Below are 11,749 nucleotides of genomic sequence, written 5' to 3'. Positions count from 1 at the left end.
AAGTTATCCACACAAGACTCATCTCATCCACCGCGCCGTCCACAACCAATCCACCCGTTCGCTCCTACAATGGGAGGCAAGCACTACCTGATAGCGGTTCAAAGAGAGGGTCGCCATGTCGAAGAAGACCACAAAAGCAACAAAAGCCACCACAACAACCAGCGCCCCGAGCAAGACCAAACAAAGCTCCCCCGCGTCAATCGCCCCAACGCAAACCGGCGAAACGCCAGCTCCCTCCATCCCCATCACCGCCCCCGGCCAGTTCGGGCGAGTCAACGTCATGGACATCACCCCGTGCGAAGAGCACGGCATCTACCCGGCGCGAGTCGAACTCGGCGAACCGTTCGAGGTCACGGCGCAGGTGTTCATCGAGGGGCGCACCAAAGTGGGCGCCACCGCCGTCGTGCGCGACCCGCACGGCATGGAAACGTTGCGACTGCCGATGACCTGCGCGAACGCCGGCCTCGACCGCTGGAAGGTCGAACTGGTGTGCGGCGAGCGCAGCGACGCCAAACCGTGGGAACCCGAGTTTGCGCAGATCGAGCCGCAGCTCGGCGAGTGGAGCGTCACCATCGAGGGGTGGGAAGACACCTATCTGTCTTGGCTGCACGATGCCACCATCAAGGTGCAGGTGGGTGACGATGTCGAGAACGCGCTGATCTCCGGTTCGCAACTGTTCACCCGCTGGGCCGCCTCGCCCGACGCGCGGCTCGACCTGTCCCAGCGCAAGCATCTCGAAACCGCCGCGGCCACGCTGGCCGACACCACGTTGCCGCCGGAGCAGCGTCTCTATGCCGCGAACGACGACGACATCAGCGCCATGCACGTCACCAATCCCCTGCGCGACGGCCTGTCCACGAGCGCGGCGCAACGCTTCAAGGTGGAGCGCCCCGGCTCGAGTTTCGCCGCATGGTATCAGTTCTTCCCCCGCAGCGAAGGTGCCTACGTCGACAAGGCGACCGGCAAGATCGTGCAGGGCACGCTCAAAACCGCTCTCGCCGGCCTCGAACGCGCGAAGGAGGAAGGCTTCGATATCGTCTATCTGCCGCCGATTTTCCCCATCGGCACGACGAATCGCAAAGGCAAGAACAATTCGCTCGTCGCCGGCCCCGACGACCCTGGTTCGCCGTTCGGCATCGGCTCCGAGCTGGGCGGCCACGACACCGTCGACCCGCTGTTGGGCACGATGGACGATTTCAAGGCGCTCACCGCCCGCGCCCATGAGCTGGGTTTGGAAATCGCGCTCGATTTCGCGCTGCAGTGTTCGCCCGACCATCCGTGGGTCAAGCAGCATCCGAATTGGTTCAAGATCAAGCCGGACGGCACGATTGCGTTCGCGGAGAACCCGCCGAAGAAATATCAGGACATCTATCCCATCGATTTCAACGCGGATATGCCCGGCATCGAGAAGGAAGTCGAGCGCATCCTGAACCTGTGGATCAAAGCGGGCGTAACGATCTTCCGCATCGACAACCCGCACACCAAGCCGGTGCGCTTCTGGCAGGACGTGATCGCCGCCATCACCAAAGCCCATCCGGAGGTGCTGTTCCTCGCCGAGGCGTTCACGCGCCCAGGCATGATGCGCGCGCTGAGCTACGTGGGGTTCACCCAGTCGCACTGCTATTTCCCTTGGCGCAACACCAAGGAGGAGTTGGGCGAGTATCTGCTCGAAACCAACGGCAACGCGGGCTATTACCAGCACAACACGTTCTGGCCCACCACGCCGGACATCCTCACCAGCTACGTGCGCGACAACGGCATCGCCGGGCATGCGGTGCGCGCGGTGCTGGCCGCGATGGGTTCCCCGAGCTGGGGCATGTATAACGGCTACGAGCTCATCGAGAACCGCCAGCGCCCCGGCTTCGAGGAGCAGATCGACAACGAGAAATACGAAGTGAAAGTGCGCGATTGGGCGCGCGCAAGCGAGTTCGGCATCAGCGAACTACTCACCTCGCTCAACCGCATCCGCCGCGGGCATGCGGAGGCGTTCAGCTATCACAACGTGCGCTTGCTGCCCACCACCGACGAGAACATTCTCGCTTTCGCGCGGCACACGCCGGGCGAGCTGACCCGCAGCGGCAAGCCGGAGACGCTGGTGGTGGTGGTCAATCTCGACGGGCACAACGCGCATCAGGCTTCGGTGCATCTGGAAATGCCTGAGTTCGATATCGACCCGCGCTGGGGGGCGCACATGCGCGACGAGCTGACCGGGCGCGATTTCGCGTGGAGTTGGGACAATTTCGTTTCGCTGGCGCCGTGGGCGGACGTGGCGCACATCTTCCACGTCGAGCGCGACTTTTAAGCGGCGAATCGATAACGCCTGACACCTCGGTGGGTGGGCACGCGGTATGGTGTGTATGAGAAAACTGTCAACCATATAAGGAGCAATGACATGGCAGAGACCTTCAACGTCGTGGTGGAGATTCCGCGCGGCTCGAAGAACAAGTACGAAGTCGACCACGAGACGGGCCGCGTGTTTCTGGACCGCACGCTGTTCACCGCGATGGGTTATCCGGACGACTACGGCTACATCGAAGGCACCTTGGGTGAGGACGGCGATCCGCTGGACGCGCTGGTGATGATTCCGAACTCGGTGTTCCCGGGTTGCGTGGTGGAGTGCCGCGCGGTGGGTCTGTATCACATGGTGGACGAGGCCGGCGGAGACGACAAGGTGCTGTGCGTGCCGGCGGACGTGCGTTTCGACGACATCAAGGATGTTGACGACGTGTCCGAATATCACAAGGCGGAAATCAAGCACTTCTTCGAGCAGTACAAGGCTCTGGAACCGGGCAAGGAAGTCCTGCCCGGCGATTTCTGGACCGGCGCCTCGAAAGCCGAGGAGGAAATCGTTGCCGCGCGCGAGCGTCTCGCAGCAAGCGAGAAGTGAGCGGGCGGAGACGATTTAGGACAGTCCAGTGGACTGTCCGACTCCGAGGCCGAACCGAGCCGATAGGTGAGGTGAGGTAACGATGAGCCGGCCGCATGGCCGTCCATAATTGCTGTTCGAGGAGGAAATTGTCGCAGCACGCGAACGCCTCGCAGCACGCGAGAAGTGAGCGGCTTTTCGCCCACACGCGATAAATAATGCAAGAACCCGCGCGGTTTACGCCGTGCGGGTTCTGTTATATTCGCCGAATTGCAAGGCGAACGAGGCTACCAGCCGACGACTTGAATCAGCAGGGCGGCGGCGAAGACCATCAGACCGAAAAGCATCACCGGCAACAGCGCCACACCCACCCACGGCGCGCGCACGGACGGATCGGGGTCGAGTTCCTTGAGCCAAAACGTCGAAGCATACGCCAGCACGAGCGCCACCACAACCATGATGGCAACCAGCGCCATGAACTTCGGCACAATCACCAGCTCGACGACGCTTTGACTCGCCACGACATACGGCAAAAACACCCAGCCGGCCAGCGAGATCGAAGCGGCGCCGCCCGTCACGCAGTGCGACAGCGCGCGAATAAGATGCGAACGCTCGGCGCGCAGCATCTGCCGAGCGAACGAGACGATGATGAGCAACACCAGCAACCCGGCCACCGCCGCGGCCCAACGCGCCATCGGATATGTGTTGCGATGCAATGCGCTGGCAAACATTCGCGCATTCATCGGCAACAGCAATGTGCTAACCGGCGTGGCCACGGCAATCAATGACAGCAACCCGGCGACGAAGCCGATCACACGGTCGGCCATGCCCGCCCGAAACGGCCAGCACACATGGAACGCGACAAGCACCACCAGTGCCACGACGGCCAAACCATAGAAAACCACATCGGCCAACGGCCCGCACACCGACGTCAGCACCAGCACCACATACGCCAGCGCCTGCACGCCCAGCATCCGCCCAGCATCCCATTTGGCCGTGGTTTCGCCGCCCATATCCAGCTCCCTGCTCTGCATTTCAATACTCCCCCATCCTACCCAACACCCGCGCGCACCTCTCACATCCGCCTTCGGTAATGACAAATAAAGCGTGTCCTATGCATGCGCGTACAATACACACAGCATCATCACAACCGGGTAAGGGGGTCGACGTGACTGACTTGACGTTGATGACGTTTGCCAGCAACCCCGCCTCCGTATTGCCCTCGCTCGCCCTGCTGTCGCATCGTGTGCGTGTGCTGCCGATGGACGCGGCCAGCCTAGTGAAAATGCCCGAGAACACCATCCTGTTCCTCGACGCGCGCGACGATTTGGCCACCGCGAAGACGCTGTGCAGTCTGATTCACGCCTCCGGCCTGTCCACGCCGATTGTGCTGGTTCTCACCGAGGGCGGGTTCACTGTTGTCAACTCGCAGTGGGGCATCGCCGATGTGGTGGTGGCCTCCGCTTCACCCGCCGAGGTCGAGGGGCGTTTGCGCTTGGTGGCCGAGCGCGGCAATGCGCCGGTTGCCACGGCTGGCGCTGCCGACAGGAGCGTGACCGCCGAGGATGGGCAGATTCATTCCGGCGATCTCATTGTGGACACGAACGGGTACACCGCTTCGTTGCGCGGCCAGCCGATCGACTTGGCGTACAAGGAGTTCGAGCTGCTCAAATATCTGGTGCAACACCCCGGTCGCGTGTTCACGCGCGCTCAGCTGTTGCAAGAGGTGTGGGGTTACGACTATTACGGCGGCACCCGCACCGTCGATGTGCACATCCGTCGTCTGCGCGCCAAGCTCGGCGGCGAGTATGAGCATCTGATCGGCACTGTGCGCAACGTGGGGTATCGCTTCGACCCGCCGGAGGAAGAGGCCGGGCAGTCCGCGGCCAAATCCGCGGCAACAGCGGACAGCGAATCCGGCGAACCTGCCAAACCCAACAACACCGCCGAACCCAACGCACAATGAACAACAGCCCCGCACGCACTACATCGGGACGCGAGTCGAAAAAGGCTCGGCTGGAGCGTATGCGCGCCGAATATGCGCTGCTGTGCGAAACCTACCCTGAGCCGAAATGCGCGCTCGATTTCTCAACGCCATTGCAACTGCTGATCGCCACGGTCTTAAGCGCCCAAACCACCGATAAGCGCGTCAACACGGTCACGCCCGCACTGTTCGCCGCCTATCCCTCGTGCCGCGAGCTGGCCTGCGCGAATCCGCAGGATGTGGAGGATATCATTCATCCACTCGGCTTCTATCGCTCCAAAACCAAGCATCTGCTGGGATTAGCCGCCGCGCTTGACGAGCGTTTCGACGGCGAGGTGCCGCAAACGATGGAAGAGCTGACCAGCCTGCCCGGGGTGGGTCGCAAGACGGCGAATGTGGTGCTCGGCAACGCCTTCGGCATCCCGGGATTTCCGGTGGACACCCATGTGATGCGCGTCACCGGGCGGCTGCGCTGGCGCACCGATTGGCGGTCGGCGCACCCCGACCCGGTGGCCATCGAGCGCGAGATCACCGCTTGCTTCCCACCCGAGGATTGGACGGATTTAAGCCATCGGCTGATTCTGCACGGACGCGCCATCTGCCACGCCCGCAAGCCCGATTGCGCCGTCTGCCCGCTGGCCCAAACCTGCCCGTCCGCGCAATAGAAATCGCATCTGGGCAGCCGGCCTGTTCGACGGCAACGATAGACTGACACCATGTCGAAGAATCGCAGACACGGGGCACAGCGGACAGTCCAAACCGATCAGCTGAGAAGCTGGCTTATTTTCATCGGAGTGGCCGTTGCGCTGGGCGCATTGGTGTGGGCGGCGGTGCCGTTGCTCAGCCGCCAGTCTTTCTTCGGCGGCAGCACCGTGCAGTCCAACAGCGCCGTCACCGTCGGGCTCACCAACGTTCCCAAAACGCTCGACATCCGCACCACCGACGACGCTGGGCTGAACCGCGCGCTCATCGGCAATGTGTATGAGACGCTGCTTAGCCGCGACGAGGAGAACCAGCCCACAGCAGGGCTCGCAAGCACTTGGAAAACCTCAGAAGACGGCCTGACACTCACGTTCACGTTGCGCAGCGATTTGCGCTTCTCGAACGGCCACACCCTCGACGCTTCGGATGTGGTGTGGTCGTTGCAACAGGCAATACAAAACAAGTGGCCGGGAGCCGAAACGGGGTTCTCCTCCCTTGAGTCGGTGGTCAACCCGGACGAGACGACGGTGACAATCACCCTGAGCCAGCCGGACGCCTCGCTGACGCGCACGCTCTCGAGCCGTCTCGGCATCGTCTATGACAGCGAAGCGCATGTCGATTATCAAAGCGCGGCGGCTGGCTCCGGCCCCTTCACCATCAAGGAGTTCACGCCGGGCAGCAAGATCGTGCTCACCTCCAGCCGTGATTCCGGCGCGAAAACCGGCACCATCACGCTGAGCAATTTCGCCGATGACACCGCGCTGCTCAAGGCCGCGCGCGCGGGCGACGTCGATTTGGCGGTGCCGAGCGACCCTGCTTCGGCGGCCGAGGCGAAGAACGATCCGTCGGTGAAGGTCTCGGAGGGGGTGAGCACCAGCAAAGTCGCGTTGCTTTATAACAACGACACCAATTCGATTCTTTCCGATATACAGGTGCGTCAGGCGTTGCGCGTGATACTGGATAAGAGCGCGCTGGCGGACGGCCGCGCCGATGTGGCGCAATCCTCCGAAGGCAAGCCGATCACGCTCGGCGGACCCATCGGCCCGCTCGAACCAGGCTATGAGGACTTGACCGATCTGTTCCCCCTTGACGTTGCCAAAGGCCAGCGCATGCTGAACTATTTCGCCGTCAACTATCTCGGCACGTTCAAGCTCATCGCCCCCGAGTCATACCAGTCGCTTGCCCAGGCCATCGCCGACCAGCTGAGCAATGCGGGCCTGTCGGTGCAGATGGAAGCGCTGAATGACGAGGAACTCAACAACCGCAAGGAGAGCCGCGATTTCAACCTGCTCGTCACCGTGCTGGACGGCACGACGAGCACCGCGTCCTACGCCAATCCCGACAGCCTGACGCGATACAACAGCGCCGACGCGCAGCAGCAATACGCCGACGCGCTGAAAGCCACCACTGACGACGCCTATCAGAACGCGCTGAAAACCTACGCGCGCACCGTCAGCAACGACGCGGCCAGCGACTGGCTGTACGTGCGCAAGGCGAGTGTGGTTGCTTCCACGAAACTTAGCGGATACTCCGCTCAGATGGCGGACGAGCGTTTGCTGTTGAAGGATGTCGCCAAGCAGTAGCATCAGGTGGTTAGCTTAAGCAAGTAATGTCAATCAGTCACCTTAAGCAAGTAACGCCAAACAACAGCCTGCAAACAGCAGCGACCGCCAGTTTTCGCGCGGCTTCCTTGTCATACAAACGCCTTAAACTGGCGCGTATGACTGAAGAGAATTCCATCAACGCCAATCTCACCCCCCTGCCCGACAAAGTGGGTGTGGAGGGCCTCGAAGACAAGTGGCGCGCCGTCTGGGAGCAGAACGGCACCTATACGTTCCGCAACACCCGCGAGCGCAAATCCGTCTATTCCATCGACACCCCCCCGCCCACCGTGTCCGGGCATCTGCATGTCGGCCATGTGTTCTCCTACACGCACACCGATGTGATCGCGCGATTCAAGCGTATGCGGGGCTACGACGTGTTCTATCCGATGGGCTGGGACGACAACGGCCTGCCCACCGAACGCCGCGTGCAGAATTATTACGGCGTGCGCGTGGACACGTCGTTGAAATACGACCCCGATTTCAAGCCGCCGTTCGAAGGCACCGACGGCAAGAAGATCGACGCCAAGGATCAGGTGCCGATTTCGCGCAAGAACTTCATCGAACTGTGCGAGCGCCTGACGGCCCAGGACGAGAAGCAGTTCGAGGAACTGTGGCGTTCGCTGGGGCTGTCGATCGACTGGTCGCAGACCTACCACACCATCGGCGCGCACCCACAGCGCGTGGCGCAGAAGGCATTCCTGCGCAATCTGGCGCGCGGCGAGGCCTATCAGAAGGACGCGCCGGGCCTGTGGGACGTGACGTTCCAGACCGCCGTGGCCCAAGCCGAGCTGGAGTCGCGCGAATACCCCGGTTTCTACCACAAGGTGGCGTTCCGTTTTGAGGACGGCACACCGATTTACATCGAGACCACCCGCCCGGAGCTCCTGGCGGCGTGCGGCGCGCTGATCGCGCACCCGGACGACCCGCGTTATCAGAAGTATTTCGGGCAGTACGTCTATTCGCCGCTGTTCAAGGTGAAGGTGCCGATTCTGGCGCACAAAGCCGCGGAAATGGACAAGGGCGCGGGCATCGCCATGTGCTGTACGTTCGGCGACGTGACCGACGTGGAATGGTGGCGCGATTTGGGATTGCCGTTGCGTTCGATCATCCAGCGCAACGGGCGCATCGTCATGGACGTGCCCGATTGGATTGAAGACGCTTCCGGCCGCGCGATTTTCGAGGAGACGGAAGGCAAGACCACGTTCTCCGCGCGCAAGATCATCGTCGACCATCTGCGCGAATCGGGCGATTTGGACGGCGAGCCGACGCCGACCAAGCGTATGACGAACTTCTATGAAAAGGGCGACAAGCCCTTGGAAATCGTCACGTCGCGCCAGTGGTATCTGAAGAACGGCGGCACCGACACCACGCTCAACGCCCAGCTCATCGGGCGCGGGCGCGAGCTGAAGTTCCATCCTGATTTCATGCGCGTGCGTTACGAGAATTGGGTGCATGGCCTGAATGGGGACTGGCTGATTTCTCGCCAGCGCTTCTTCGGCGTGCCGTTCCCGCTGTGGTACCCGGTGCAGGAAGACGGCACGCCGGATTACGACCATCCGATTGTGCCGAGCGAAGACCTCTTGCCCATCGACCCCACCGACGATGTGCCGGAGGGCTACAGCGAGGATCAGCGCGATGTGCCGGGCGGCTTCACCGCCGAGCCGGACATCATGGACACGTGGGCCACTTCGTCGCTCACCCCGCAGATCGTGACCCGCTGGGAGGAGCCGGGCGAGGAGAATCAGGCGGTGTTCAACGCCACGTTCCCGATGGACTTGCGCCCGCAAGGTCAGGACATCATCCGCACCTGGCTGTTTTCCACCGTCGACCGCGCGCATTTGGAGAACGGCTGCCTGCCGTGGGCCAATGCCACGCTGTCGGGCTGGATTCTCGACCCGGACCACAAGAAGATGTCGAAGTCCAAGGGCAACGTCGTGGTGCCGGACAAGCCGATCAAGCAGTTCGGCGCGGACGCGGTGCGCTATTGGGCCGCTTCCGCCCGCCTGGGGCTCGATGCCACGTATGACGAAGGCCAGATGAAGATTGGCCGCCGTTTGGCCATCAAGTTGCTCAACGCCACCAAGTTCGCGCTGGCCATTGGGCGTGAGGATGAAAATCATCATGTGGGCGATTCTGCTGTCGCCACATGGAACCCGACCGATGTGACCGAACCGCTCGACCGCGCCGCCATGGCGAAGATGGCGCTGGTGTTGCGCGAAGCCACCCTCGCGATGGAAACCTACGAACATTCCAAGGCGCTGGAGGCTGTGGAAAATTACTTCTGGCAGTTCTGCGACGACTATATCGAGCTGGTGAAGAACCGCGCGTATGGCACCGCCGATGCCACAGGCAATGTGCCGAGCGAGGCGGCCGTGCGTTCCGCGCGCACGACGCTGGGCTTGGGGCTGGATGCGTTCGCGCGACTGCTTGCGCCGTTCCTGCCGTACGCCACCGAAGAGGTGTGGGGCTGGATGCACGCGGGCGAAGGTTCCGTGCATCGCGCCGCATGGCCGACGCCTGAAGTGTATGAGGCGGCGGCGTTCAAGGTGACGCCGGAGCTGCTGAACCATGCGGGCGAGGCGCTGGCCGCGTTGCGCGGCATCAAGTCGAAGGCCAAGGTGTCCATGAAGACGCCGATTCTGTCGGTGACGCTGGGCGTGGCGGACGATGTGCGCGACTCCCTGCAGAACGCAATGAGCGATATCGCCGAAGCGGGCCGCGTAGTGGGCAAGATCAGCTTCGCCGGCGCGATTGCCGCGGTCAAGGCCGCCAAGGCCACCGCCGATGCCGCCAAGGAGGCCGCGAACCAGGCCAAAGCCGAAGCTGAGGCCGCCGCCGAAGTCATCGTCGCCGACTCCGAACTCGGCGAGCCGCCGACCAAACCCAATCGCTCCTAGAATCCCATGGCGCGGTAAATTTCCCATGGCGCGGTGTGGCAAAACGGCTTAAAATAGCCAAATTGCCAAAATCGCACACCGCGCCATGGGGTGTATTAGGGTGTATTAGGGTGTATTACGCGAAGACGTCGAGAATGCCGGGGTCGCCGCCGGCGTCGGCGATGCGCTGGTGACGCTTTTTTGCTTCGGTGACCACGAATTCGCGGTACATTTCCGCGATATCCGGGTCGAGCCCGGCGTCGGTGGCAATGCGATGCAAGCGCTCGATCTGGTATTCCTCGCGCTTGACATCCTCGGGCGCGAACCCGGCACCGGCCTTGAGCACGCCCACCTGCAAGGTGGCCTTGAAGCGCTCGGCCAGCAGCGCAATAATCGCCGAATCGATATTGTCGATGGACTGGCGCAATGCCTTGATTTTGGCTACTGCCTCGGCGGTTTCAGGATGTTCGGCCGCCTGCGCCGCGTCGATGGTCGTCTTCTGCCAGTCACTATCGCTCATAAAACCCCAGACTACACCGACACACAGCGCAGTGCGTTATGCGTATCGATATCAAAAGGCAACGCCATATAACAAGTTTCCGCACCATACCGGCAGCCAAGACAACGGGAAAGCACGTTAAATAGGCAATATACGTGTCTGGGGAGCGGATGTCGCCGTGTTCGACACCCTCCGGGCCGGTAGGCCAAGTCTTACGTCTCACACGGCGACATCCGCTCCAAAAGCGCGTCTGCGTTCGCTTGAGAGTAACGCGCATTTATGTCCGTTGAAAGTAACGCGTCTATGTTCGCTTGGGGGGTAACGCGTCTGTGTGCGTTTGTGGGTAGCGCGGTTTGTTTGTAAGGTAGCGCGGTTATTCCTGTTTGAGGCGCAGTTCCTCTTCGAGTTCCTGGATGCGCAGGGCCTGGGCGGCGATGAGCTGGTCGCGCGGGTCGACGGCTTTGCCCTGCGGCGTGGATAGGTCGGGAGACTGCTTCCACCGGGCGAAGGCGCGTTCGATGCGCTTGTAGCCGACGATCTTGGGATCAAGGCCGGCCTCGCGGAACAGGGCCGCGGGTTTCTCACCCTCCCTATAGCGGCGCATGCACTCCACGCGGAACCAGTCCGCGTAACGGATACGCGAGGACGCGTCAATACTGTCCACCGCCGCCAACGACGACAAATACGCCCGCTGACCCGACGTAAAACTTTGCGGCTCACTCATCATCCGCCGCCTTTCTCAATGTGCAAGGAACTGAAAAACTTTCGAAAGGCCCCGCTGTCTTGCGCGAGGCTCGCGACCCCAAACACGGGGGCCAAGGGCCGCGTGTCGTTTTGGCCGCGGCCTTATTCGGTTGTTGTCATTTCGACCGGAACTACCCCGGTCATTGTCATTTCGACTTATTGTCATTTCAACCGAGCGCAGCGAGTGGAGAAATCTTGTTCTGCATGGTTATGCCGTTGGCCGAAAGATTTCTCCGCTTCGGCCTGGCGGCCTGCGGTCGAAATGACAGGGAACGGGACCGGTCGCGGCTCCTCTTTCAAATGAGTCGGGATCGGAGGCCCCCGCAGGCGGGGGCTGTCGCGCGGATGCGCGACTGGGGGTGGTCACGCCAGTCACGTGACCACGCCCGCACCACCCCCAGTCGGCCTTGCGGCCGACAGCCCCCGACGTCTTATGCGACGCTCGCAACGCTATCGCTGCTCGCTGCCACGAAG

Annotated in this window: 9 protein-coding genes; 6 read left to right on the top strand and 3 right to left on the bottom strand. The window is 62.1% G+C overall.

The features are described from left to right. Positions 1-115: 115 nt before the first annotated feature. Entirely contained in the window at positions 116-2,302 is a 2,187-nt protein-coding gene (locus G1C94_RS03025; protein WP_172144531.1) for a maltotransferase domain-containing protein, read from the top strand. A 90-nt stretch (positions 2,303-2,392) separates the two neighbouring features. Beyond that, complete coding sequence (locus G1C94_RS03020; RefSeq protein ID WP_172144529.1) at positions 2,393-2,887, top strand: inorganic diphosphatase; 495 nt, start codon at positions 2,393-2,395, stop codon at positions 2,885-2,887. A gap of 266 nt (positions 2,888-3,153) precedes the next feature. On the opposite strand, the gene G1C94_RS03015 is transcribed toward G1C94_RS03020, so the two are convergent. After that, positions 3,154-3,900 (bottom strand): hypothetical protein, encoded by a 747-nt coding sequence (locus G1C94_RS03015; RefSeq protein ID WP_216656802.1) that lies wholly within the window; start codon positions 3,898-3,900, stop codon positions 3,154-3,156. A 134-nt stretch (positions 3,901-4,034) separates the two neighbouring features. Between G1C94_RS03015 and G1C94_RS03010 the strand changes: the two genes are divergently transcribed. The 4 genes from G1C94_RS03010 to valS all read left to right on the top strand — a co-directional run bounded on the left by G1C94_RS03010 (position 4,035) and on the right by valS (position 10,053). Further along, a complete protein-coding gene (locus tag G1C94_RS03010; protein ID WP_172144526.1) occupies positions 4,035-4,832 on the top strand; it encodes a winged helix-turn-helix transcriptional regulator in 798 nt (265 codons plus the stop codon). 59 nt (positions 4,833-4,891) lie between these two features. Continuing rightward, the gene (gene nth, locus G1C94_RS03005) at positions 4,892-5,515 is read left to right on the top strand and encodes an endonuclease III (RefSeq protein ID WP_172144524.1); all 624 of its coding nucleotides are present in this window, start codon (positions 4,892-4,894) and stop codon (positions 5,513-5,515) included. Between the two features lie 51 nt (positions 5,516-5,566). Further along, complete coding sequence (locus G1C94_RS03000; protein ID WP_172144522.1) at positions 5,567-7,135, top strand: ABC transporter substrate-binding protein; 1,569 nt, start codon at positions 5,567-5,569, stop codon at positions 7,133-7,135. Between the two features lie 137 nt (positions 7,136-7,272). Continuing rightward, positions 7,273-10,053: a valine--tRNA ligase gene (gene valS / locus G1C94_RS02995; RefSeq protein ID WP_172144520.1), complete on the top strand. Its 2,781-nt coding sequence runs from the start codon at positions 7,273-7,275 to the stop codon at positions 10,051-10,053. Between the two features lie 115 nt (positions 10,054-10,168). Here valS and G1C94_RS02990 read toward each other — a convergent pair whose 3' ends face one another. Both G1C94_RS02990 and G1C94_RS02985 read right to left on the bottom strand, forming a co-directional pair. Continuing rightward, on the bottom strand, positions 10,169-10,552 hold the full coding sequence (locus tag G1C94_RS02990; RefSeq protein ID WP_172144518.1) for a chorismate mutase: 384 nt from the start codon (positions 10,550-10,552) through the stop codon (positions 10,169-10,171). A gap of 352 nt (positions 10,553-10,904) precedes the next feature. After that, positions 10,905-11,255: a hypothetical protein gene (locus tag G1C94_RS02985; protein ID WP_172144516.1), complete on the bottom strand. Its 351-nt coding sequence runs from the start codon at positions 11,253-11,255 to the stop codon at positions 10,905-10,907. Between the last annotated feature and the right edge of the window lie 494 nt (positions 11,256-11,749).

The sequence above is a fragment of the Bifidobacterium panos genome, assembly GCF_012932445.1.
Lineage (GTDB): Bacteria > Actinomycetota > Actinomycetes > Actinomycetales > Bifidobacteriaceae > Bifidobacterium > Bifidobacterium panos.
Note: the sequence above shows the minus strand (reverse complement) of the source record. Positions and strands in the feature narration are given on the sequence as shown.

Excerpts from the sequence above, each read along its gene's own strand:
- G1C94_RS03025 (WP_172144531.1), top strand. The coding sequence starts at position 116 with ATGTCGAAGAAGACCACAAAAGCAACAAAAGCCACCACAACAACCAGC.
- G1C94_RS03020 (WP_172144529.1), top strand. The coding sequence starts at position 2,393 with ATGGCAGAGACCTTCAACGTCGTGGTGGAGATTCCGCGCGGCTCGAAG.
- G1C94_RS03015 (WP_216656802.1), bottom strand. The coding sequence starts at position 3,900 with ATGCAGAGCAGGGAGCTGGATATGGGCGGCGAAACCACGGCCAAATGG.
- nth (WP_172144524.1), top strand. The coding sequence starts at position 4,892 with ATGCGCGCCGAATATGCGCTGCTGTGCGAAACCTACCCTGAGCCGAAA.
- G1C94_RS03000 (WP_172144522.1), top strand. The coding sequence starts at position 5,567 with ATGTCGAAGAATCGCAGACACGGGGCACAGCGGACAGTCCAAACCGAT.
- valS (WP_172144520.1), top strand. The coding sequence starts at position 7,273 with ATGACTGAAGAGAATTCCATCAACGCCAATCTCACCCCCCTGCCCGAC.
- G1C94_RS02990 (WP_172144518.1), bottom strand. The coding sequence starts at position 10,552 with ATGAGCGATAGTGACTGGCAGAAGACGACCATCGACGCGGCGCAGGCG.
- G1C94_RS02985 (WP_172144516.1), bottom strand. The coding sequence starts at position 11,255 with ATGAGTGAGCCGCAAAGTTTTACGTCGGGTCAGCGGGCGTATTTGTCG.